Genomic DNA, 23,487 nt, shown 5'->3' on the forward strand with positions numbered 1-23,487 from the left:
TAATGGAAGACCCTACATTATTTAATAATTCAATGATTAAAGGAACCGTAGATGCCATTTTATTTCAAAATAAAGAAAACTTTTATACGGTTTTAAAGGTAGATACAATTGAAACAAATGAAGATTTCGATTCAATGCCTACAATTGTAGGGTTTTTTCCAGAAATTGCTGAAGGTGATGTCTATACGTTTAAAGGTCAAGTTGTAACACATTCTAAATATGGTAAGCAACTCAAAGCTGAAACGTTTGAAAAAGAATTACCACAAACAAAAGAAGCAATCATTAGTTATTTATCCAGTGACCTTTTTAAAGGTATTGGTAAAAAAACGGCGCAAAGCATTGTAAATAAGTTAGGCGAGAATGCCATAAGCGATATACTCAATGACCCTGCCGTTTTAGAAAAAGTACCGAGTCTACCGAAAAAGAAACAAAAGCAAATTGCAGAACAAATCGCCAGTAATCAAGAAACAGAACAAATTATTATACGCCTTCACGATTTAGGTTTTGGTCCGAAGCTCGCTATGGCAATATATCAAGCCTATTTAGGTGAGACACTTAAAGTTGTTGAAAATACACCTTACCAATTGGTTTATGATGTAAAAGGAATCGGTTTTAATAAAGCAGATACTTTAGCGCGCAACGTGGGTATTCAATTTAATGATGATGAACGTTTAAAAGCGGGTTTATTATATGTTTTAGAAGAAGAATGTATTAAACAAGGTCATACATATTTACCTACAAATAATGTTCTGGAAATGACACAAGATATGTTGTCTCAACCACCAACAGAAATGATTGATGCACAACAACTTATCAATGTATTGCAAGATTTAGTAAATGATACGAAATTAATCCAACAAGAAAATGAAGTTGCTATACCAAGTTTGTATTATTCAGAGTTGAAAAGCGTTCAAAACTTATATCGCAATTTTACGCATACAAATAAATTAAAAGAAATTGAGCAATCAGAGTTATTACTTGAAATTGGTGAAATAGAGAACCGTAATGAAGTAACATATGCCGACTCACAAAGAGACGCGCTGCAAACTGCAATCAATACTAAAATCATGCTACTCACTGGGGGTCCAGGTACTGGTAAAACGACAGTAATCAAAGGTATCGTAGAGTTATATGCAGAAATCCATGGATTATCGTTAGACTATGATGATTACCAGAATGACGATTACCCAGTTGTGCTTGCCGCACCTACCGGCAGGGCATCGAAGCGGCTTGCAGAATCTACAGGCTTAGAAGCAATGACGATACATCGCCTAATTGGTTGGAATCAAGATACACAACCTGAAGACATATTAGAAAATGAAATATCAGCAAAACTTATTATTATTGATGAGATGTCGATGGTTGATACATGGCTATTCCATCAATTTTTGAGTGCAGTACCTATAGACGCACAAGTTATATTAGTAGGTGATGAAGATCAATTACCATCTGTTGGTCCTGGACAAGTGTTTAAAGATTTAATCGATTCAAAAGTCATTCCCCGTGTTAATTTAACTGAAGTATACCGACAACAAGACGGTTCTAGCATTATTGAGTTGGCACATAGAATGAAATTGGGCGAAGCAATTAATATCACACAGCGTTTCCATGATCGTAACTTTATCAAATGTACGACTGAACAAATACCCATAGTAGTTGAAAAAGTAGTGACAAGTGCAGTAAATAAAGGATATGACATGAGTGATATTCAGGTGTTAGCACCTATGTATAAAGGTTCCGCAGGTATAAAAAAACTTAATACAGTCTTGCAAGATATATTGAACCCTAAAGACAAAGATACTCGAGAAATTGAGTTTGGTGATGTTGTTTTTAGAAAAGGTGATAAGGTTTTACAACTTGTGAACCGACCAAGTGATAATATTTTCAATGGTGATATCGGTGTAATCGTAGGTATATTTTGGGCGAAAGAAAATGCATTAAATAAAGACATACTTGTCGTTGATTTTGATGGCAATGAAATAACGTTTGTTCGAAAAGATTTATTAGAATTAACACATGCATATTGCACATCTATTCATAAGTCTCAGGGTTCTGAATTTCCTATAGTCATTATGCCAATGGTCAAACAATATTTTAGAATGTTACAAAAACCTATTTTATACACAGGGCTTACCCGAGCGAAGCAGTCGCTTATATTTTTAGGTGACCCACAAGCATTTGATATTGGATTGAAAACACACGGTCAAGTGAGAATGACACAATTATGCACATTTCTGAAAACTTATTTCAGCAACGAAGTAACTGAAGATGCTGAAGATAGTATTGCAATCAGTAAAACAATTGATGCAGACATCATTTTGACTGAAGATAATATCTTTAAAATTAACCCAATGATCAACATGGGAGACATTTCACCATACGACTTTGTAGAAGATTGACATTAGTAACGAAAGTAAATACAATATAATTAACTTAGCATAAAGGTGAGTAGACTGTGTTAGACAACAAGAGATGTACTGGTTGGTGGAAAGTACAGATAATACAGTTGAACGCTGCTTTATGTCAGTATAAATATTAACTAATTAAGTGATAAGTGTGAGTTAGTAAATTTTAAGAATAACTATCGTCTGATATGTAAATCTTTAAAGTTTAGATAGAAATAGATTTACTAATGCTTATAACCAGGGTGGTACCGCGAAACGTTCGTCCCTTTTATGAGGATGGGCGTTTTTTATTTTCAATTTTTTCTTATAACTGTTATAACTTGATTTGAGATGGAGGAATTTTAAGGATGAAAAACTTAAAAGCTAGTGAAATTAGACAAAGTTTTATTGATTATTTCGTTGAACAGGGACACATGGTTGAACCTTCAGCGCCGTTAGTGCCTATTGATGATGATTCTTTACTATGGATTAACTCTGGTGTTGCTACATTGAAAAAATATTTTGATGGTAGAGAAACACCGAGAAAACCTCGTATAGTGAATTCACAAAAAGCAATTCGTACTAATGACATTGAAAACGTAGGCTTTACTGCACGACACCATACGTTCTTTGAAATGTTAGGAAACTTCTCAATTGGTGATTATTTTAAAAAAGAAGCAATCCAATTTGCATGGGAATTTTTAACAAGTGAGAAATGGATGGCAATGGATCCGAAATTACTTTATGTCACAGTTCATCCTGAAGATGTGGAAGCATATAGAATCTGGAATGAAGAAATGGGATTAGAAGAAAGTAGAATCATCCGTATTGAAGGTAATTTCTGGGATATAGGTGAAGGTCCATCTGGTCCCAACACTGAAATATTCTATGATCGTGGCGATCAATTTGGTCATGATGATCCTGAAGAAGAAATGTATCCTGGTGGAGAAAATGAACGCTTTTTAGAAGTGTGGAATCTAGTGTTTAGCGAGTTTAATCATAATAAAGATCACACTTATACACCATTACCAAATCAAAACATTGATACTGGCATGGGTCTAGAAAGAATGGCTTCTATCGCCCAAAATGTACGTACAAATTATGAAACTGATTTATTTATGCCTATTATTCATGAAGTTGAAGCAGTTTCTGGCAAAAAGTACTTAGAAAAAGATGCCTATGATGTTGCCTTTAAAGTGATTTCTGATCATATACGTACAATTGCATTCGCAATTGCTGACGGCGCATTACCTGCTAATGAAGGCAGAGGTTATGTATTGCGTAGATTGTTACGCCGTGCTGTAAGATTCAGTCAATCTCTAGAAATTAATGAACCATTTATGTACCAGTTGGTTGATATTGTTGCGGATATTATGGAACCTTATTATCCAAACGTAAAAGAAAAATCAGATTTTATTAAACGTGTTATTAAATCTGAGGAAGAACGTTTCCACGAAACTTTAGAAGAAGGACTTGCGATATTAAATAATTTAGTTGCAAAAGCTAAAGATTCAACTCAGGAAATCAATGGTAAAGATGCGTTTAAATTATATGATACTTATGGCTTCCCAGTTGAATTAACTGAAGAGATCGCAACACAAGAAAACCTTTCTGTTGATATGCAGACTTTTGAAATTGAAATGGAACAACAAAGAAATAGAGCAAGACAAGCACGTCAAAGTTCTCAATCTATGCAGGTTCAAAGTGAAGTATTGAAAAAAATAACTACTGAAAGTCAGTTTGTAGGTTACGACATCATGGATAAAGCAACAACGATTACTGATATTATCTATAACGGAGAATTAGTAGATACAGTTGAAGCTGGAGAAACAATTCATTTTGTATTAAGTGAAACACCTTTCTACGCTGTAAGTGGTGGACAAGTTGCAGACCAAGGTATAATCAGTAACGAACAATTTGAAATTGCCGTGACTGAAGTAACGAAAGCACCAAACGGGCAGAACTTACATACAGGTGAAGTTCAGTTTGGAACAGTTAGAAAAGATGCTGAAGTTTCTGCAAGCGTGAATCACGAAGACCGCCGTACAATCAAGAAAAACCACAGTGCCACGCACTTGTTACATGCTGCTTTAAAAGAAGTGTTAGGCGATCATGTTAATCAAGCTGGTTCATTGGTTGAAGCAGACCGTTTAAGATTTGATTTCTCACATTTCGGTCCTATGAGTCAAGCAGAAATTGATCGTGTTGAACAACGTGTTAACGAAGAAATTTGGAATAGCATCGATGTTAATATCCAAGAAATGCCAATTGATGAGGCTAAGCAAATAGGTGCTATGGCACTATTTGGTGAAAAATATGGTGATGTAGTAAGAGTTGTAAATATGGCACCATACTCTATTGAATTATGTGGTGGTATCCATGTGAATAATACGTCTGAAATTGGATTGTTTAAAATTGTTAGTGAATCAGGTACAGGTGCAGGCGTGCGTCGTATCGAAGCATTTACAAGTAAATCAGCATTTCTATATTTAGAATCTGTACAAGAGAAATTTAATGCTGTTAAGACTCAAGTTAAAGTTAAAACAGATGAACAAGTATTTGAAAAAATAGTGCAAATGCAATCTGATGAAAAAGAACTTACAAAACAATTAGAGCAAAAAAACAAAGAAGTTACAGCCTTGAAAATGGGTGATATCACTAACCAAGTTGAAGATATAAATGGCTTGAAAGTTTTAGCAACAGAAGTTGAAGTTGCAAATGCCAAAGCAATTCGTGAAACGATGGATGACTTTAAATCGAAATTACAAGATACAGTAATCGTATTAGTAAGTAACGTGGATGGAAAAGTATCATTAGTTGCCACTGTACCAAAAGAATTAACTGCTAAAGTGAAAGCAGGAGATATTATTAAAAACATGGCACCTATTGTAGGAGGAAAAGGCGGAGGCCGTCCTGACATGGCTCAGGGTGGAGGTACTCAACCTGAAAACATCACAGAATCATTACGTTTCATTAAAGATTACATTAAATCTCTATAACTTCAGTGCATAGTAATGTAGAATGTAAATAAGAACTTTTTTACTTGATACGAAGGAGTGCTAAAAGAATGGAAAATTTTGATAAAACAATGAAGTTTAATTACGATGAAATTCCAAAAGAAGATGTCAAAACAGTATTGCAAAATGTCTATAATACGTTGGAAGAAAGAGGATACAATCCTGTAAATCAAATCGTAGGTTATTTACTATCAGGTGATCCAGCTTATATACCTCGTAATAACGAGGCCAGAAACCAAATACGCCGCATAGATCGTGACGATATTATGGAAGAACTTGTTTCGAATTATTTACAAGAGAATTCAAAATAATATATGTTAAAGCATAAAATATTAGGTTTAGACGTTGGAAGTAAGACTGTTGGCATTGCAGTAAGTGATTTAATGGGTTGGACAGCCCAAGGATTAGACACACTCCGTATAGACGAAGAAAACAATGAACTAGGTATTGAACAATTAGTAAAAATTATAAAAAAAGAGAATGTTGGCTCTGTTGTTATAGGTTTACCTAAAAACATGAACAATTCTATTGGATTTCGAGGCGAGGCTTCGTTACAATACAAGGAGCAACTTCAAGAAGCACTGCCATCTGTAGAGATAATTATGTGGGATGAACGATTAAGTACCATGGCTGCAGAACGTTCTTTACTGGAAGCAGATGTTTCTAGACAGAAACGAAAAAAAGTAATAGACAAAATGGCAGCAGTTTTTATACTGCAAGGCTATTTAGACTCTATTCAATAAAAAGGAGCGTTTAATAATGACAGAACAAAATAAAGATGCAGAATTAGAAATTAACAACGAAGAGGAATTATTAACACTATATGATGAAGAAGGTAATGAAGTTTTATACCGTAAAGTTTTAGAATTTTTCCACCCAGAATTCAAGAAAGAATATGTTATTCTTGCTGAAGAAGGCGCTGAATCTGATGATGAAGATTTAGTTGAATTAGTACCAATGATCAATGAACCAGACGAAAATGGTGAAGGTGGTAAATTCTTACCAGTTGAAACAGATGAAGAATGGGACATGATTGAAGAAGTAGTTAATACTGAAATGGATGATCATGACCACGATCACGACCACGAATAAAATCACTGTAGAGGCCACATATAGCCTCGTATAGCGACGAATAAATAACTAAAGGATGATTTCACTAGAAATCATCCTTTCTTGCTGTCAACAAACGTGTGAGGTTTTGTTGACAGTTTTTTATATTGTTGGCATAAGTCCCTGTTCAGCTCATATTCTAAACAGAGGCTTCCGTTTTGGAAAACAACTATATAAAGCTCAGCACAGCTTTGAAACACAATTTACACTTATATTTTGTGCTAGTTTATGGTAAAATATATAAAGTTAATTTCAATCGTACGTTATGTATATTGATGATATATTTAAATATCAATAATCGAACGCGTATCCTTATAAAAAGCGAGTTACCAATTACTTTTATTGCAGACAATCAGTCAATTTATTCTGACTGATTTATTTTATTATTTAAACAAAAAGTATCATTTTACAACAAAGGAAGTTATGAAAATGGATAATAATCAGTTATATTTGTTAAATTTGCATAAGCAAACTGATAAAAATATTGAATCATTAAGAACCTATGCAGAGGAAAATCAAGTGCCCATCGTTGATAAGCTCACTTTAGAAATGATAAAACAAATTATTAGATTACATAAACCTATTAATATTTTAGAAATTGGAACTGCAATTGGTTATAGCGCAATGCAATTTGCTTCTATTTCTGAAAAAATTAATGTGACTACAATTGAACGTAATGTAGAAATGCAAGATAAAGCGAAAGAAAATATTGAGTTATTTCAATATTATAACCAAATCAGATTAATTGAAGGCGATGCATTAGAGCAAGTTGAAAATGTGAGTGATCGCAGCTATGATATGATATTTATTGATGCAGCGAAGGCACAATCTAAAAAGTTTTTTGAACTTTATACGCCTTTATTAAAAATAGGTGGCATCGTTGTTACTGACAATGTACTTTATCACGGCTTTGTATCTGATATCTCTGTTGTTCGTAATAGAAATGTCCGACAAATGGTAAAGAAAGTACAAGATTACAATGAATGGTTAATGAATCACACAGATTATACTACTAATTTTTTAAACATGGATGATGGTTTGGCAATTTCAATTAAAGGGGAATCAAAATGACAGAATTATTAGTAACACCCAAATCTGTTGAACATATTGAAGTATTAATTGAAAAAGGTGCTGATGCTTTTGTAATTGGCGAACAAAAATTCGGCTTAAGACTTGCAGGTGAATTTAATAAAGATGACATGATAAAAGCTGTGGATTTAATACACAGTCAAGGTAAAAAAGCTTATGCTGCAGTTAATGGCATTTTTCATAATTATCATCTGAACGCATTGGCGTCTTATATTAATTTTTTGCATGAAATTAAAGTAGACCGTATTATATTTGGTGACCCAGCAGTGGTTATGTTTGTAAAACAACAAGCACATCCAATTCCATTAAATTGGGATGCTGAAGCACTAGTTACCAATTACTTTCAATGTAATTATTGGGGTAAAAAAGGTGCACAACGTGCTCAATTAGCTAGAGAACTTAGTTTAGAAGAGATTATTAACATTAAAGAAAACGCTGATGTTGAGATTGAAGTTCAAGTGCATGGAATGACTTGCATGTTCCAATCTAAACGTATGTTATTAGGCAATTATTATACATTTCAAGAACGACAAATGAAAATTGAAAGAAATAAAGAAGCAAATGAATTATTATTATACGATGAAGAACGTGATAATAAATATCCCGTGTATGAGGATTATAATGGCACACATATCATGTCACCTAATGATATATGTCTAATTGAAGAGCTAGAACCACTTTTAGCAGCTGGTATAGATGCATTGAAAATAGATGGTGTATTACAATCAGAAACGTATATTAACGTATGTACAGAACAATATAGAGAAGCCATTGATTTATATAATGAAGATCCTGAAGTTTATGAAGATGAAAAATTTATGCTTGTCGATCCAATTGAAGCTATACAACCAGAACATCGTCCGTTTGACGAAGGCTTTTTATTTAAACAAACAGTATATTGATGGAGGTTTAACAGTGAAAGTTTTAGAAGAAGTTAAATTACATAATAAACCTAAAATGAATAAACCTGAACTTCTGGCACCCGCTGGTAATTTAGAAAAATTAAAAATTGCAGTACACTATGGGGCAGATGCTGTGTTCCTCGGTGGACAAGAATACGGTTTAAGATCAAATGCAGATAATTTTACAATGGATGAAATTAAAGAAGGCGTTGAATTTGCTCAACGCTATGGTGCTAAAATTTATGTCACTACAAATATCATTGCGCATGACGAAAATATAGATGGATTAGATGATTATTTGCGTGATTTGGCCTTAACTGGTGCAAGAGGCATTATCGTTGCTGACCCTCTGATTATTGAAACATGTAAACGAGTGGCTCCTAAATTAGAGATACATTTATCTACACAGCAATCTCTTTCAAATTATAAAGCCGTTGAATTTTGGAAAGAAGAAGGCTTAGATCGAGTGGTATTAGCTCGTGAAACTGGAGCAATGGAAATGAAAGAGATGAAAGAAAAAATAGATATTGAAATTGAGTCTTTTATACATGGTGCGATGTGTATTGCTTATTCAGGAAGATGTACTTTAAGCAATCATATGACAGCGCGCGATTCCAATAGAGGTGGCTGTTGTCAAAGTTGTCGTTGGGATTATGACTTGTTACATATAGATCAAGACGGCGATTTAGATTTATTCTATGGCGATGATGAAGTTGCGCCATTTGCAATGAGTCCTAAAGATTTAAAACTAATCGAAGCTATACCAAAAATGATGGATATTGGTGTTGATTCTTTAAAAATTGAAGGACGTATGAAATCTATTCACTATATTGCAACAGTTGTTTCTGTGTATCGCAAAGTCATCGATGCTTATGCGGAGGATCCAGAACATTTTAAAATCAAGCCAGAATGGTTAATCGAATTAGATAAATGTGCCAATAGAGATACGGCTTCAGCGTTTATTGAAGGTACGCCAGGTTATGAAGAACAAATGTTTGGGCAACAAAATAAAAAGAATGCTTCATTTGACTTCTGTGGTTTAGTATTAGATTATGATAGTTCTACCCATATAGCTACAGTGCAACAACGTAATAAATTTGAACCTGGACAAGAAATCGAATTTTTTGGCCCTGAAATTGAAACATTTAGACAAGTTGTGGATACAATTTATGATGAAGAAGGTAATGAACTTGATGCTGCACGCCACCCATTGCAAATCGTGCAAATCAAAGTCGATCATCCAATTTATGCCAACAACATGATGAGAAAGGAAATTGGATAATGAATAGTACGACAATTATAGGAATTGCAGGCGGTTCTGGATCAGGGAAAACATCAGTAACAAATGAAATTATGAAGAATTTAGAAGGTCATAGTGTTGCACTATTGGCTCAAGACTATTATTATAAAGACCAATCGCATTTAACTTTTGATGAACGCTTGGAAACCAATTATGACCATCCATTTGCATTTGATAATGATTTGTTAATCGAGAATTTAAATGATTTGAGAAATGGGAAACAAATTGAAGTTCCAACGTATGATTATTCAAATCATACGAGAAGTGATAAAACGATTGCATTTGAGCCAAAAGATGTTATTATCGTGGAAGGTATATTTGCGCTTGAAAACAAAACATTAAGAGATTTAATGGATGTCAAAATTTATGTTGATACTGATGCTGATTTGCGTATCTTAAGACGGTTACTTCGAGATACTGAAGAAAGAGGCCGTACTATGGATTCTGTTATAAATCAGTATTTAAATGTGGTGCGACCAATGCATAATCAATTTATAGAACCTACTAAAAGATATGCAGATATTATTATTCCAGAAGGTGGCAGTAATAAAGTAGCAATCGATATAATGACGACAAAGATTCAAACTTTAGTAAGTAAACAATAGTATGTATATGTAAAGGAAGATGACATAATGGAAAATCAAAAACAATATCCAATGACTCAAGAGGGTTTTGAGAAACTAGAACATGAGTTAGAAGAATTAAAAACAGTTAAACGACCAGAAGTCGTTGAAAAAATTAAGGTAGCACGTTCTTTTGGTGACTTATCTGAGAACTCAGAGTACGATGCTGCAAAAGACGAACAAGGATTTATCGAACAAGATATTCAACGTGTAGAACATATGTTACGTAATGCACAGATTATCGAAGATACTGGTGATAACAATGAAGTTAAAATTGGTAAAACAGTAACAATTGTAGAATTACCAGGCGAAGAAGAAGAAGAATACCAAATTGTTGGTTCGGCTGAATCTGATGCATTCAATGGTAAGATTTCTAATGAATCGCCAATGGCTAAAAGTTTAATTGGTAAGAAATTAGAAGATGAAGTACGTGTACCGTTACCAAATGGTGGCGAAATAAACGTTATTATTAAAAATATTAAATAAAATTAATCCCCCTAAATATCTTCAAGGATATTTAGGGGGATTTTACACTATGCAAAAGTATTTATATACTTGATGGTAACATTTTGTTAACTTAATGATAAGAATGAAATTTTAGAATAATATTGCTATTTTATTTACTAATATACTTTGTTTAATAAACGTTTAGTTATTATTAGTAATAACTTTTTCTATTAAACACAATTTTAAAATAAATGATATACTATCAATAGCATGTGCACAATATAGTTTATCTGAAGATAAACTATATTGTAAATGTAATAAAGGGGGCATAATCTTTGAATTATAAATTAATTAATGAACAAACGATTATGATTTATTTTGAAGAGCGTATTGATCCTGATACGTTTCAAAAGGTACAACGCGTTGAACAATATATTAAAGCACAAAACAATCCAGCTATTATTGAAGTAGTTGCTTCGTATCGTGCAATTATGTTAACCATTGATATCAGTAAAAGTGATTTAACCCATATAATTAAAGCGCTTAATTTAAATCAAATAGAGATAACAAAATTTAATGATACAGCTACACCAACACAAACGATTAATATACCAGTGTTATATGGTGGAAGTTATGGACAAGATATTCAAGAGGTAGCATCACATAACAATTTAACTACTAAAGAGGTTATACGAATACATACTGAAAATGCTTATTTAATTTATATGCTAGGTTTTATGCCTGGTTTTCCTTTTTTAGGAGGATTAGATACACAATTACATACGCCAAGACGGCAAGAACCAAGGACAAGCATTCATGCAGGCTCTGTAGGTATTGCTAATAATCAAACAGGACTATATCCAAAACAATCGCCTGGTGGTTGGCAAATTATAGGACGCACGCCAATTAAAGTGTTTGATATTCATAGAGAACCTATGTGTTTATATGGCGCAGGAGACTATATAAAATTTTATGCTATTGAAGAAGAAACATACCATCGTATATTAGATGAACAACAACATGACAATTTTGATATAGAAAAGTGGGTGAAAATTTAATATGTCTATAAAAATTTTGAATCCTGGACTATTTAGCACAATACAAGATCAAGGTAGAATTGGTTTTCAAAACCAAGGATTTTCAAATGCAGGCGTGTTAGATCAATATGCATATAGATTAGGTCAAACACTTATTGGAAATGAAGGGCCTGCAATTGAATGCACAATCATTGGGCCAACACTTCAATTTTTAGAAGATAATTCTTTTATTATCACTGGTGCACAATTTAATGCCAAGATAAATGATGAAGTGATTGATGTTCAAACAGTAACTTCAGTAAAAAAAGGCGATATATTGGAACTAGGTGCCGTAGTTAATGGTGCGAGAGGTTATATTTTGTTAGGTAAACCCCTGTATGTTCCAATTGCAGCTGGTAGTTATGCTACTCATACACGTAGTCATATCGGAGGATATAAGGGACGTGCCTTAAAACGAGATGATGTAATTTTGTGTAAACAAGATGATACATACCTTTCTAAAGTAGGCTACAGTTTAGAATTAAATACTGAACCATTTAATAAAGATACAATTCAAATTATCGAAGGACCACAAATAAATCGTTTCACTCAAGATGCGCAAGATAAATTAACAACAGTTGATTTTAAAATTTCTGAAAAATCAGACCGCATGGGATATCGCTTACAAGGTGAGATAATTTCACCAACAGATTCTGCGGATATCATTTCTGAACCAGTAGCTTTAGGTAGCATTCAAGTTCCAAACGATGGCAATCCAATTATTTTATTGAATGATAAACAAACAGTTGGTGGTTATACAAAAATTGCTACTGTATGTGCTTCAGATTTACATATTTTAGCACAGAAACAACCAGGGGACGTGCTACATTTTGAATGGACAACGATTGAAGCAGCAACAAAAAAATTAAAACAACAAGAATTAGATTTCAAGAAAGTATTAGAAAATACAATCGATACACCTATTTATAATACGGCTCAATTCAGACCAACGGCTTCACGTATCAAAAAATTACTAAAAGGGGAATTAAAATGAATCTTGAAAAAATCGAGCAATTAATAAAATTAGTAAAAGAAAATGAAGTTAAGAAATTTGAATACAAAGATAGTAAAAGTGAAATAGCAATAGATTTTAATGATAATAAAGTGCATTCATTTTCTTCCGATAATAGTTCACAAACTGTAGCAAACCAAGCGTTCAATCAAAATCAAATTGTAGCAGACGGTCAAGCAGAGGACTATGACAACTTTAAGGAAGTTAAATCACCAATGGTAGGTACGTTCTTCCAACAAGATGAAAAAGAGCTTACTGAGCCCATCATTCATGTTGGTGATGAAATAAATAAAGGTGATACGATTGGTTTTATTGAAGCGATGAAAGTAATGAATGAAGTGAAAAGTGACGTAGATGGTGTAGTGAAGGAAATCGTAGTAGAACATGGTGCGAATGTCGAATATAATCAGACGATTATTAAAATAAAATAAGTGAAAGAAAGGGGCGTTTGCTGTGTATCGTTGTTTAATAGCAAACAGAGGAGAGATAGCTGTTAGAATTATCCGAGCATGTAGAGAGATGGATATTGAAACAGTAGCTATATATGCATTAGGGGATGAAACGAGTTTACATGTGAGTTTAGCAGATCAAGCTATTTGTATAGGTGAAGCAAATCCACTAGAGAGTTATTTGAATCAAGACAGAATTATTAGCGCCGCCAAAATCAGTGGTGCTACTGCAATACATCCAGGCTATGGCTTTTTATCAGAGAGTACTTCTTTTGCACAAAAAGTAGAAGAAAATAATATTGATTTCATTGGTCCAACACAATTGACGATGGAAATGATGGGTGATAAAATCACTGCACGTCAAACGGTTGATGATGCGGGTGTGCCAATTATTCCAGGTTCTACGAATGCTGTGGAGTCAATTGAAGAAGTGAAACAAATATCAAAAGATGTTGGCTTCCCCCTAGTTTTAAAAGCAGCTAGCGGTGGCGGTGGTAAAGGCATTAGAATTGTTAAAACAGTTGAAGAATTGCCTAAAGCTTTTAAAGAGGCCAAGAGTGAAGGCGAGAAGTATTTTGGTGATGATCGTATTTATGTTGAATCGTTCATTCCTGTAGCGAAGCATGTAGAAGTTCAAGTCATTGGTGATGGTAAGAATAATTACATACATTTAGGAGAAAGAGATTGTTCTGTACAAAGAAAAAACCAAAAATTAATTGAAGAATCACCATGTGCAGCAATATCAGAAGAAACTAGAAATGCAATGTGTACTGATGCTGTCAAAGTAGCAAAGGCTTCAAATTATAGAAGTGCAGGTACAATCGAATTTTTAGTAACAGACGAAGCATATTATTTCATTGAAATGAATGCGCGTATTCAAGTAGAACATACTGTGACTGAAATGAGAGCGAATAGGGATTTACTACAAGCTCAACTATACTTGATGATAAATGGCAAATTGCCTTTCACACAGGAAGATATAGTTTTTGATGGACATGTAATCGAAGCACGAATTAATGCAGAGAACCCAGAACGACAATTCCAGCCTTCACCAGGCAAAGTAGAAGCATTACACTTACCACAAGGATTTAACGTACGTGTAGATAGCTTACTTTATCAAGGTTATACTGTCTCTCCTTACTATGATTCTTTAGTAGCAAAAGTGATTGTCAAAGCACCCGACAGACAACGTGCAATTAAAAAATTAAAAGTCACTTTAGATGAAATGGTGATAGACGGTTTTACAACAACTGCTGACTTTTTATACGCAGTATTATCTTATCCATTGTATGCAGATGGAGATGCAAAAGAAGTAGATATAAAATTTTTAGATAGGCACCAAATTATCAAGGGGGTATCTTAATGCAAGTAGACTTAAATTGTGATCTCGGTGAAGCATTCGGTAATTATTCATTTGGAGGGGATGAACATATCATCCCACTTATTACTTCAGCAAATATTGCTTGTGGTTTCCATGCCGGGGACCAACATGTAATGAATGAAACGATAAAATTAGCCAAAGCACATGATGTAGGCATCGGTGCTCATCCAGGACTACCAGACTTACAAGGATTTGGACGTAGAAATATGGATTTATCACCAAGTGAAATTTATGATATTGTTGTTTATCAAATTGGTGCGTTAAGTGGATTTTGTAAAATTCATAACGTGAAGATTAATCACGTAAAACCGCATGGCGCCCTTTATCAAATGGGAGCTAGAAACAAAGATATAGCGCGTGCAATTGCACAAGCAGTATTTGATATTGACAACACCCTAATATATGTGGGATTATCTAACACGTCATTAATTTCTGAAGCTAAATCAGTTGGTTTAACAACAGCCTCAGAAGTCTTTGCAGATAGACGATACGAAGATGATGGCCAACTCGTAAGTAGAAAAGAACACGATGCATTAATTACGGATACAAATGAAGCAATTGAGCAAGTAGTTAACATGGTGAAATCACAAACCGTTGTCGCAAAAAGCCAAAAGACCATCAGCATAGAGGCTGATACAATTTGTGTGCATGGAGATGGTACACATGCTCTCGAGTTTGTAACACAAATTAGAGAAAGATTAACGAAAGAAGGCGTTTCTATAAAAAGTCTAGGGGGCTAACCTATGAAAGAAAGATTAAGTTCTGAAGAAAAAGATTTTGAGTTCACAAAAAACCATAAAAGGTTACTATTAGGTTCGGTATTTTTAATGGCAACATCTGCTATTGGACCAGCATTTTTAACTCAAACCGCAGTATTTACTGCACAATTTACTGCAAGTTTTGCATTTGCTATCCTATTATCTATTATTATAGATATTGGTGCACAAATAAATATTTGGAGAGTATTAGTAGTTACAGGTAAACGTGGTCAAGAAGTAGCAAATGAGATTTTCAGTGGGCTAGGTACAATTATTTCGATACTGATAGCCATTGGAGGATTAGCTTTCAATATCGGTAATATAGCAGGAGCTGGACTTGGTTTAAATGCCATTTTCGGTTTAGATGTGAAGATTGGCGCTGCAATTACAGCAGTTCTAGCTATCGGTATCTTTATTAGTAAAAGTGGCCAAAAAATTATGGACGTTGTTACAATGTTTTTAGGAATGCTTATGATCGTAGTCATAGCGTTTGTAATGTTTAAGGCCAACCCGCCATATGCAGAAGCGGCTAAGCATTTAGTCATGCCAGAACAACCATTGGCGCTTGTATTACCGATTATTACTTTGGTAGGTGGTACAGTTGGTGGTTATATTACTTTTGCAGGGGCACATAGAATTTTAGATTCTGGAATTAAAGGCAAAGAATATTTACCATTTATTAACAAAGCCGCGATCTCAGGCATATTGACTACCGGCGTTTTAAGAGTTTTATTATTCTTAGCGGTATTGGGTGTAGTTGTTACAGGTGTTACTTTAAGTTCAGAAAACCCACCAGCTTCAGTCTTTGAACATGTACTTGGACCAGTTGGACGTAGTATCTTTGGTGTCGTATTATTCGCAGCTGCAATGTCATCTGTAATTGGTTCTGCTTATACGAGTGCGACATTTTTAAAAACACTACATAAATCGATATACAATAAAACCAATATAATTGTAATTAGTTTTATTGTAGTTTCTACGCTAGTATTTTTATTCATAGGTCAACCAGTTACTTTATTAATCGTTGCTGGAGCACTTAACGGATTTATTCTACCAATCACTTTAGGTACAATTTTAATAGCGAGTAAACGAAAATCGATTGTCGGAGATTATCATCATCCAACATGGATGTTACTCTTTGGTATATTGGCAGTAATAGTTACAATTGCTGCAGCGTTATTCTCTCTACAAAGCTTATCAGGCTTATTTGGTAGTTAATATATAAATATTTTAATACTCTGAACGATACATACTGCTCATGTGTTGTTCAGAGTTTTTATATGGAAAAAATAAGGAATTCAAATGTATAAAAAAATTATTATTAATTACTTAAAAATAGGGAAAATAGCATAGAGAATTTAATAATAAAAAGTTGAACAATGATCGAGCTATGAACATAAATGTGGTAGAATAACTAAGGCTAGGATTTTAATATGAGGTGAATTATAATGATAGGTATTATAGGTGCTATGGAAGAAGAAGTAGCAATCTTAAAAGATAAACTTGTAACATTAGAAGAAATAAAAATTGCGCATGTAATATTTTATAAAGGTCGTCTACATGATAAAGAAGTAGTACTGTCACAAAGTGGTATAGGTAAAGTGAACGTAGCAATCTCTACAACATTATTAATTGAAAAATTCAGACCTGATGTAATTATTAATACGGGCTCTGCAGGAGCGTTAGATAAATCATTAAATGTTGGTGATGTTGTAGTCAGTGATATGGTTACTTATCATGATGCAGATGCAAGAGCATTTGGTTATCAATTAGGACAAATACCACAAATGCCAGCACAATTTGTTGCTGATGAGCATTTAATTCAAAAGGCAACAGATGCAATTAATGAACAACAACTAGTAGCTAAAACTGGCTTAATTGTGAGTGGAGATAGCTTTATTGGTACAACTGAGCAACGTACAACGATTAAAATGAATTTTCCACAAGCAATGGCTGCAGAAATGGAAGCTACTGCAATTGCACAAACCTGCTATCAATTTAATTTACCATTCATAATTACGCGCGCAATTTCAGATTTAGCTGACGGCGATGCTGGTATTACGTTTGATGCATTTTTAGAAAAAGCAGCAATATCTTCTAGTGAAATTGTTGAGCGTTTAATTAAAACTATATAAAAAGGTGAAAATAAATAATGGGTATAATAAAAAACTATTTTATGCCAAACGAATATGTGCAGTCCGTTTTTCAAATAGATATTGATAAACTTGCAGCATCTGGCGTGAAAGGAATTATTACAGATTTAGATAACACACTTGTAGGATGGGACGAAGCAGACCCTACTACAGCAGTGAAACAATGGTTTGAGAAAGCAAATGCATTAGGCATTACAATTACGATTGTTTCTAATAATAATGAAAAACGTGTTGGTAGTTTTTCAAAATCATTGAATGTTGATTATATTTTCAAAGCCAAAAAACCAAGAGGTCGCGCTTTTAATCAAGCTGCACAATTAATGAACCTAAAACCTGCTGAAATTGTAGTGATTGGTGACCAAATGCTTACAGATGTATTTGGAGGTAATAGACGTGGACTCTTCACAATTATGGTGGTTCCCGTGAAACAAACGGATGGGTTTATTACGAAATTCAACCGAATGATAGAACGAAGATTACTACAACACTTTAGAAAAAAAGGCTATATCAAATGGGAGGAAAATTGATTGACTGAAATTTTAAAATGTATCGGATGCGGCGCACCACTTCAATCTGAAGATCCAGATGCGGCAGGCTATGTGCCAGAACATAATTTACATCGTGAAGATGTCATATGTAAAAGATGCTTTAGACTAAAAAATTACAATGAAGTTCAAGATGTTGGTTTAGATAGTGAAGACTTTTTAAATTTGTTGAATGGTTTAGCAGATGAAAAAGGGATTGTAGTAAATGTTGTAGATGTCTTTGATTTTGAAGGGTCTTTCATTAATGCAATCAAACGTATCGTGGGTAATAAAAAAATCATTTTAGTAGCCAATAAGTTAGATTTATTGCCTAAACAGATTAATAAACGCCGTGTTAAAGAATGGCTGAAGAAAACAGCTAGAAAATATGGTTTGGAAACTGAAGATGTTGTATTGATATCTGCAGAAAAAAATGAAGGTATAGATGATTTGTTAGCATCTATTAACACATTACGTAATAACGATAATGTTTATATTGTAGGAACTACAAATGTTGGTAAATCTACGCTTATAAATAAATTGATCGAACGCAGTGTTGGTGAAAAAGATGTCGTTACTACTTCTAGATTCCCAGGCACAACGCTAGACATGATTGACATACCGTTAGATGATACATCATTTATGTTTGATACTCCAGGCGTGATTCAAGCACATCAAATGACACATGTGGTAACGGAGGATGAGCTTAAAACGATTATGCCTAAAAAAGAAGTTAAACAGCGCGTATATCAATTGAATGAAGGTCAAACTTTATTCTTTGGTGGAATAGCGCGTATTGACTATGTTAGTGGTGGCAGACGTTCGTTAGTGTGTCATTTTTCAAACGAACTCAATATCCATAGAACTAAAACTGAAAATGCCAATGAATTGTGGAAAAATCAGTTAGGTGCACTATTGTCACCACCTCATAACCCTGATAATTTTGATTTACAAAATGTTAAAGCAGTACGATTAGAAACAGGTAAAGAGAAGCGAGATGTGATGATTTCAGGATTAGGTTTTATCACGATTGATGAAGGTGCCAAAGTTATAGTTCGAGTACCGAAAAATGTAGATGTTGTATTAAGAAATTCAATAATGTAAGGTGTGTTTAATATGAAATACGCAGTAATAGGCAATCCTATAGATCATTCTTTGTCACCCGTTATGCATAACGCTAACTTTGAGACTTTAAATGATGATTCAACATATGAAGCGATTAATATTCCTGAAGCACATTTTCATCTTATTAAAGAAATCATAGAAGACAAAGCGCTTTCTGGATTTAATGTTACAATACCTCATAAAGAACGTATTCTACCTTATTTAGATGAAATTGATGACCAATCTAAAACGGTTGGTGCTGTTAATACAGTGAAAATTGAAGGCGGAAAATGGATAGGCTACAATACAGATGGCATAGGCTATGTTACAGGTCTTAAACAGGCTTATCCGGATTTACAAAATGCTTATATACTCATTTTAGGTGCAGGCGGTGCCAGTAAAGGTATTGCAAATGAACTGAATAAACACGTTCGACCTAAATTAACCGTTGCTAACAGAACTATGAGTCGCTTTGATAACTGGGATTTGGATATAAATAAGATTAATTTATCAGACGCAGAAAAGTCATTATCTGAATTCGACATTATTATTAATACTACACCTGCAGGTATGAATAAAAACAAAGATGTAGCTATAAGTCTCGATCAATTAGATTCACATACATTAGTAAGTGATATTGTTTATATTCCTTTTAAAACACCGATTTTAGAAATAGCAGAAGAAAAAGGCAATCCTATACACAATGGATTGGACATGTTTGTTTACCAAGGCGCAGAAAGTTTTGAGATTTGGACCGAACAAACACCAGACATTCAAGTAATGAAAGAAGCAGTACTAAAACATTTATAAAAGGAGCATATTATGCTAACAGGTAAACAAAAAAGATTTTTAAGAAGTAAAGCAAATAACGTAGATCCAACTTTCCAAATTGGGAAATCAGGTATTAATGATAATATGGTTAGTCAAATTAACGATATTTTAGAAAACAGAGAATTAATTAAAGTACATGTTTTACAAAATAACTATGAAGATAAAAATGATTTAGCACAAAGTTTAAGTGATGCGACAAGAAGTGATGTAGTACAAGTAATCGGGTCTATGATTGTATTGTACAAAGAATCTCAAGACAACAAACAAATTCAATTACCATAATGACTGAATCAATTGTATTATATGGTGGGCAGTTTAACCCGATTCATACAGCTCACATGGTTGTTGCAAGTGAAGTGAATAACGTAATAAAACCTGAGAAGTTCTATTTTATACCGAGCTATATGTCTCCATTAAAAGAGCATAATGATTTTTTAGACGCACAGTATAGAATAGATATGATTCAGTGTGCGATTAATGAACTTGGATTTGGAACAATTTTTCTTGATGAAATTGAACGTAAAGGGCAAAGCTACACTTATGATACAGTAGAGCATATTTTAAAGCAGCATCCTCGATCTAAGCTATACTTTGTTATAGGTACTGACCAATACAATCAACTTGAAAAGTGGTATAAAATTGATGAGTTAAAGTCATTAATTACTTTTGTAATTGTTAACAGAGATAAATCAGCTCAAGAAGTAGAGCCTGGTATGTTAGCAATCAATATACCGCGTATTGATATTAGTTCAACATTAATCAGAGATAGAATTAAAAACGATGAAAATATTCAAGTTTTAGTTCCTCCTAGTGTAGAACAATATATCCGAGAGGAAGGATTATATGAAAATTGATCAAGCAGTTACTTTAGTTAAAGATAAATTACCTGAGAAAAGGTTTAACCATTCATTGAGAGTTGCTGAAACAGCTGTGAAATTAGCAGAAATCTATGATGGCGACAAAGATAAGGCTGAACTTGCAGGTATACTACATGATTACTGTAAATATGATGATTTAGGATCAATGTATCAAATTGTTACACAGAATGAATTAGATAGTAATTTACTGAGTTATGGCTCTGAAATTTTACATGGCCCAGTAGCAGCTATAATAATGAATCAACAGTTTAATGTCACTGATGAAGAAGTCTTGCTAGCGATTAAAAACCATACAACTGGACGCGCTCAAATGACGAAAACTGAGAAATTAATATTCATAGCTGATTATATAGAACCAGGTCGTCAGACCCCAGGCGTTGAAGAAATTAGAGATTTAGCATACAATCAAGGTAGCTTAGATAAAACCATTTATGAAATTTCTAAGCGAACAGTTTTATACTTAATTAATAAAGATATTAATGTTTATGATGCCACGATTGCATGCTTGAATTATTACAATTACAGTGACGAAAGAGTAAAGGATGATTAAATGAATTCAGATCAATTATTAAACATTGCTGTCGAAGCAACAGAGAATAAAAAAGCAGAAGATATTATTTCTTTAAAAATGAAAGGCATTAGTGACATGACTGATTATTTTGTAGTTTGTCATGGTAATAACGAAAAACAAGTCCAAGCTATAGCACGTTCGGTAAAAGATGCAGCAGGTGAAGCTGATATCGAAGTAAAACGAATGGAAGGTTTTAATGATGCCAGATGGGTCCTTATTGATCTATCTAATGTAGTGGTACACGTATTCCATAAAGATGAACGTGATTACTATAATATTGAGAAATTATATCGTGATGCACCTCTTGAGAGTTATAGACAGGTTGTTTATTAATTATGGTGCAATATGAAGAAATGAGCTTGTTCTATGATCAATTAACATTAGATCAACCCTATGAATCATGGTTAGAAATTGTAAACCAATTTGCAGAAAATAGGACGTCTATATTAGATATTGGTTGTGGTACAGGAAGTTTAACATCATTGCTAACAGACTTTGACCAAATCACAGGTATGGATTTGAGTGTTGATATGCTTTCGATAGCAACTCAGAAATCTAACAAAGTGAATTGGATAGAAGGTGATATGACTGAATTTGAGTTGAATCAGAAATTTGATGTAATTACGATTTTCTGTGATTCATTAAATTATTTACCTGAAAAAGATCATGTTTTCACCACATTTAGTCATGTTTTTAACCATTTAGAAACAGATGGTGTATTTATGTTTGATGTTCATACACCTTTTAAAATGAATACATTATTTAATAACCAAAGTTATATCGATGAATCTGAAAAAGTTTTTCTTGGTTGGGAAGCTGTGCAAGGCGAGGAACCACTGAGTGTTTGGCATGATATGTCATTCTTTATTAAACAAGATGATAATCAATATGCAAGGTTCGATGAATCACACTATCAACGGACTTATACAGAAGCAGATTATATGGAAATGCTTAATAATGTAGGGTTTAGCCAAATCACTACGTTTGTCGATTTTGATATTAAGAATAATAGCAATGAAGGGCATCGACTGTTTTTCATTGTCAAAAAATAAAAGTAAAATCACTCCTTTATACGTGTATAGTATAAAGGAGTGATTTTTTCTTGTTAGATCAGTGGAACAATATAAAAGAAATCATTTGTAAGTACAAAGCAGTTGCTATAGCAATTTTAATTTTCGTGGTCATTTTAATCACTTGGTTGCTGCAAAGTACTTTTACAAACGAAGATAATCATAATATAGTAAATTCGAATGATGAAATTACCACAGCTACACAAACACAACTAGAGTCCAATGCAAAGCATATGAAAAATAGTAATGAACAACCAAAGCAAATTAAAACAGAAGACATTTTTGTGGACGTCAAAGGTGCAGTGAAGCATCCTGATATTTATAAAATGAAATCTTCTGATAGAATTAAACAACTTTTAGATCGAGCAATCGTGACTGATGATGCTGATTTGTCAAAAATAAATTTAGCTGAAAAGTTAGTAGATCAAAAGTTGATTTATATACCAAAGAAAGAGGAAACGATAAATTCAAATCAACAAATGACTGAAAATATTAATAATAGTATTAATAGAAGCACAAACTCAAACTCAACAAAAGTCATTGACAATAGCACTAATAAAGAAAAAATAAATATTAACAGTGCTACAGAAGAGGAACTGTTAACAGTTCCAGGCATAGGTCCTTCAAAAGCTAAATCTATTATAGAATATAGAGAACAAAATGGTGCTTTTGAATCTATCGAACAATTAACAGAAGTTAAAGGCATTGGAGCAAAAACGCTTGAAAAATTAGGCTCATATTTTACAATATAGATTTTTTATTGCAATATAACTCAATACAAATTAACCTATAGTTACTTATAAAATAA

Annotated in this window: 26 protein-coding genes; all 26 read left to right on the forward strand. The window is 33.4% G+C overall.

Translation table 11 applies throughout. The features are described from left to right. Positions 1-2 precede the first annotated feature (2 nt). Positions 3-2,399 (forward strand): SF1B family DNA helicase RecD2, encoded by a 2,397-nt coding sequence (recD2, locus tag AAA453_RS07795; protein WP_427704312.1) that lies wholly within the window; start codon positions 3-5, stop codon positions 2,397-2,399. Between the two features lie 353 nt (positions 2,400-2,752). Then, a complete protein-coding gene (gene alaS / locus AAA453_RS07800) occupies positions 2,753-5,383 on the forward strand; it encodes an alanine--tRNA ligase (protein WP_427704314.1) in 2,631 nt (876 codons plus the stop codon). Between the two features lie 68 nt (positions 5,384-5,451). Beyond that, positions 5,452-5,712, forward strand: coding sequence for an IreB family regulatory phosphoprotein (locus AAA453_RS07805; RefSeq protein WP_046465485.1), 261 nt, complete (start codon positions 5,452-5,454; stop codon positions 5,710-5,712). Between the two features lie 3 nt (positions 5,713-5,715). Beyond that, complete coding sequence (gene ruvX / locus AAA453_RS07810; protein ID WP_002507439.1) at positions 5,716-6,144, forward strand: Holliday junction resolvase RuvX; 429 nt, start codon at positions 5,716-5,718, stop codon at positions 6,142-6,144. Positions 6,145-6,160: 16 nt separating this feature from the next. Beyond that, positions 6,161-6,493 carry a DUF1292 domain-containing protein gene (locus AAA453_RS07815; protein ID WP_285323293.1) on the forward strand — a complete coding sequence of 111 codons (333 nt, stop codon included), beginning with the start codon at positions 6,161-6,163 and terminating at the stop codon, positions 6,491-6,493. A gap of 447 nt (positions 6,494-6,940) precedes the next feature. Then, entirely contained in the window at positions 6,941-7,582 is a 642-nt protein-coding gene (locus tag AAA453_RS07820) for an O-methyltransferase (protein ID WP_427704316.1), read from the forward strand. Next, a complete protein-coding gene (locus tag AAA453_RS07825) occupies positions 7,579-8,502 on the forward strand; it encodes a peptidase U32 family protein (RefSeq protein ID WP_427704317.1) in 924 nt (307 codons plus the stop codon). Before AAA453_RS07820 ends, AAA453_RS07825 begins: the two co-directional genes overlap by 4 nt. Positions 8,503-8,515: 13 nt before the next feature. Further along, entirely contained in the window at positions 8,516-9,784 is a 1,269-nt protein-coding gene (locus tag AAA453_RS07830) for a peptidase U32 family protein (protein WP_427704318.1), read from the forward strand. Continuing rightward, positions 9,784-10,407, forward strand: a complete 624-nt coding sequence (gene udk / locus AAA453_RS07835) for a uridine kinase (protein WP_057512344.1) — start codon at positions 9,784-9,786, stop codon at positions 10,405-10,407. The genes AAA453_RS07830 and udk overlap by 1 nt, the downstream gene beginning before the upstream one ends. A gap of 27 nt (positions 10,408-10,434) precedes the next feature. Then, positions 10,435-10,911: a transcription elongation factor GreA gene (greA, locus tag AAA453_RS07840; protein WP_046465479.1), complete on the forward strand. Its 477-nt coding sequence runs from the start codon at positions 10,435-10,437 to the stop codon at positions 10,909-10,911. Between the two features lie 296 nt (positions 10,912-11,207). After that, positions 11,208-11,930 (forward strand): 5-oxoprolinase subunit PxpB, encoded by a 723-nt coding sequence (gene pxpB, locus AAA453_RS07845; protein ID WP_427704319.1) that lies wholly within the window; start codon positions 11,208-11,210, stop codon positions 11,928-11,930. 1 nt (position 11,931) lies between these two features. Continuing rightward, the gene (locus tag AAA453_RS07850) at positions 11,932-12,942 is read left to right on the forward strand and encodes a biotin-dependent carboxyltransferase family protein (RefSeq protein WP_427704321.1); all 1,011 of its coding nucleotides are present in this window, start codon (positions 11,932-11,934) and stop codon (positions 12,940-12,942) included. Next, positions 12,939-13,391 (forward strand): acetyl-CoA carboxylase biotin carboxyl carrier protein, encoded by a 453-nt coding sequence (locus AAA453_RS07855; RefSeq protein WP_427704323.1) that lies wholly within the window; start codon positions 12,939-12,941, stop codon positions 13,389-13,391. Before AAA453_RS07850 ends, AAA453_RS07855 begins: the two co-directional genes overlap by 4 nt. 22 nt (positions 13,392-13,413) lie before the next feature. After that, complete coding sequence (locus AAA453_RS07860) at positions 13,414-14,772, forward strand: acetyl-CoA carboxylase biotin carboxylase subunit (protein ID WP_427704325.1); 1,359 nt, start codon at positions 13,414-13,416, stop codon at positions 14,770-14,772. Then, positions 14,772-15,530 (forward strand): 5-oxoprolinase subunit PxpA, encoded by a 759-nt coding sequence (pxpA, locus tag AAA453_RS07865; RefSeq protein WP_427704326.1) that lies wholly within the window; start codon positions 14,772-14,774, stop codon positions 15,528-15,530. The genes AAA453_RS07860 and pxpA overlap by 1 nt, the downstream gene beginning before the upstream one ends. Positions 15,531-15,533: 3 nt before the next feature. Beyond that, entirely contained in the window at positions 15,534-16,766 is a 1,233-nt protein-coding gene (locus AAA453_RS07870; protein WP_046465474.1) for an NRAMP family divalent metal transporter, read from the forward strand. A 230-nt stretch (positions 16,767-16,996) separates the two neighbouring features. After that, the gene (gene mtnN / locus AAA453_RS07875) at positions 16,997-17,683 is read left to right on the forward strand and encodes a 5'-methylthioadenosine/S-adenosylhomocysteine nucleosidase (protein WP_427704327.1); all 687 of its coding nucleotides are present in this window, start codon (positions 16,997-16,999) and stop codon (positions 17,681-17,683) included. Between the two features lie 17 nt (positions 17,684-17,700). Further along, positions 17,701-18,228 carry a YqeG family HAD IIIA-type phosphatase gene (locus AAA453_RS07880; RefSeq protein WP_046465472.1) on the forward strand — a complete coding sequence of 176 codons (528 nt, stop codon included), beginning with the start codon at positions 17,701-17,703 and terminating at the stop codon, positions 18,226-18,228. Continuing rightward, positions 18,229-19,329, forward strand: coding sequence for a ribosome biogenesis GTPase YqeH (yqeH, locus tag AAA453_RS07885; RefSeq protein WP_427704329.1), 1,101 nt, complete (start codon positions 18,229-18,231; stop codon positions 19,327-19,329). Between the two features lie 12 nt (positions 19,330-19,341). Next, positions 19,342-20,139 carry a shikimate dehydrogenase gene (gene aroE / locus AAA453_RS07890; protein ID WP_427704331.1) on the forward strand — a complete coding sequence of 266 codons (798 nt, stop codon included), beginning with the start codon at positions 19,342-19,344 and terminating at the stop codon, positions 20,137-20,139. A gap of 12 nt (positions 20,140-20,151) precedes the next feature. Next, a complete protein-coding gene (gene yhbY / locus AAA453_RS07895; protein ID WP_002507455.1) occupies positions 20,152-20,442 on the forward strand; it encodes a ribosome assembly RNA-binding protein YhbY in 291 nt (96 codons plus the stop codon). Next, on the forward strand, positions 20,442-21,014 hold the full coding sequence (gene nadD, locus AAA453_RS07900) for a nicotinate (nicotinamide) nucleotide adenylyltransferase (protein WP_046465469.1): 573 nt from the start codon (positions 20,442-20,444) through the stop codon (positions 21,012-21,014). The genes yhbY and nadD overlap by 1 nt, the downstream gene beginning before the upstream one ends. Further along, a complete protein-coding gene (yqeK, locus tag AAA453_RS07905) occupies positions 21,004-21,588 on the forward strand; it encodes a bis(5'-nucleosyl)-tetraphosphatase (symmetrical) YqeK (protein ID WP_046465468.1) in 585 nt (194 codons plus the stop codon). The genes nadD and yqeK overlap by 11 nt, the downstream gene beginning before the upstream one ends. Next, positions 21,589-21,942 carry a ribosome silencing factor gene (gene rsfS, locus AAA453_RS07910; RefSeq protein WP_046465467.1) on the forward strand — a complete coding sequence of 118 codons (354 nt, stop codon included), beginning with the start codon at positions 21,589-21,591 and terminating at the stop codon, positions 21,940-21,942. Between the two features lie 2 nt (positions 21,943-21,944). Further along, a complete protein-coding gene (locus AAA453_RS07915; protein ID WP_285323275.1) occupies positions 21,945-22,661 on the forward strand; it encodes a class I SAM-dependent DNA methyltransferase in 717 nt (238 codons plus the stop codon). A 50-nt stretch (positions 22,662-22,711) separates the two neighbouring features. Next, entirely contained in the window at positions 22,712-23,431 is a 720-nt protein-coding gene (locus AAA453_RS07920) for a helix-hairpin-helix domain-containing protein (protein ID WP_427704333.1), read from the forward strand. Positions 23,432-23,487: the final 56 nt, after the last annotated feature.

Source organism: Staphylococcus parequorum (assembly GCF_039237145.1).
GTDB lineage: Bacteria > Bacillota > Bacilli > Staphylococcales > Staphylococcaceae > Staphylococcus > Staphylococcus equorum_A.

Bases quoted from the DNA above. Each gene is read 5' to 3' on its own strand.
- recD2 (WP_427704312.1), top strand. From the start codon at position 3: ATGGAAGACCCTACATTATTTAATAATTCAATGATTAAAGGAACCGTA.
- alaS (WP_427704314.1), top strand. From the start codon at position 2,753: ATGAAAAACTTAAAAGCTAGTGAAATTAGACAAAGTTTTATTGATTAT.
- AAA453_RS07805 (WP_046465485.1), top strand. From the start codon at position 5,452: ATGGAAAATTTTGATAAAACAATGAAGTTTAATTACGATGAAATTCCA.
- ruvX (WP_002507439.1), top strand. From the start codon at position 5,716: ATGTTAAAGCATAAAATATTAGGTTTAGACGTTGGAAGTAAGACTGTT.
- AAA453_RS07815 (WP_285323293.1), top strand. From the start codon at position 6,161: ATGACAGAACAAAATAAAGATGCAGAATTAGAAATTAACAACGAAGAG.
- AAA453_RS07820 (WP_427704316.1), top strand. From the start codon at position 6,941: ATGGATAATAATCAGTTATATTTGTTAAATTTGCATAAGCAAACTGAT.
- AAA453_RS07825 (WP_427704317.1), top strand. From the start codon at position 7,579: ATGACAGAATTATTAGTAACACCCAAATCTGTTGAACATATTGAAGTA.
- udk (WP_057512344.1), top strand. From the start codon at position 9,784: ATGAATAGTACGACAATTATAGGAATTGCAGGCGGTTCTGGATCAGGG.
- greA (WP_046465479.1), top strand. From the start codon at position 10,435: ATGGAAAATCAAAAACAATATCCAATGACTCAAGAGGGTTTTGAGAAA.
- AAA453_RS07850 (WP_427704321.1), top strand. From the start codon at position 11,932: ATGTCTATAAAAATTTTGAATCCTGGACTATTTAGCACAATACAAGAT.
- AAA453_RS07855 (WP_427704323.1), top strand. From the start codon at position 12,939: ATGAATCTTGAAAAAATCGAGCAATTAATAAAATTAGTAAAAGAAAAT.
- pxpA (WP_427704326.1), top strand. From the start codon at position 14,772: ATGCAAGTAGACTTAAATTGTGATCTCGGTGAAGCATTCGGTAATTAT.
- AAA453_RS07870 (WP_046465474.1), top strand. From the start codon at position 15,534: ATGAAAGAAAGATTAAGTTCTGAAGAAAAAGATTTTGAGTTCACAAAA.
- mtnN (WP_427704327.1), top strand. From the start codon at position 16,997: ATGATAGGTATTATAGGTGCTATGGAAGAAGAAGTAGCAATCTTAAAA.
- AAA453_RS07880 (WP_046465472.1), top strand. From the start codon at position 17,701: ATGGGTATAATAAAAAACTATTTTATGCCAAACGAATATGTGCAGTCC.
- aroE (WP_427704331.1), top strand. From the start codon at position 19,342: ATGAAATACGCAGTAATAGGCAATCCTATAGATCATTCTTTGTCACCC.
- yhbY (WP_002507455.1), top strand. From the start codon at position 20,152: ATGCTAACAGGTAAACAAAAAAGATTTTTAAGAAGTAAAGCAAATAAC.
- nadD (WP_046465469.1), top strand. From the start codon at position 20,442: ATGACTGAATCAATTGTATTATATGGTGGGCAGTTTAACCCGATTCAT.
- yqeK (WP_046465468.1), top strand. From the start codon at position 21,004: ATGAAAATTGATCAAGCAGTTACTTTAGTTAAAGATAAATTACCTGAG.
- rsfS (WP_046465467.1), top strand. From the start codon at position 21,589: ATGAATTCAGATCAATTATTAAACATTGCTGTCGAAGCAACAGAGAAT.
- AAA453_RS07915 (WP_285323275.1), top strand. From the start codon at position 21,945: ATGGTGCAATATGAAGAAATGAGCTTGTTCTATGATCAATTAACATTA.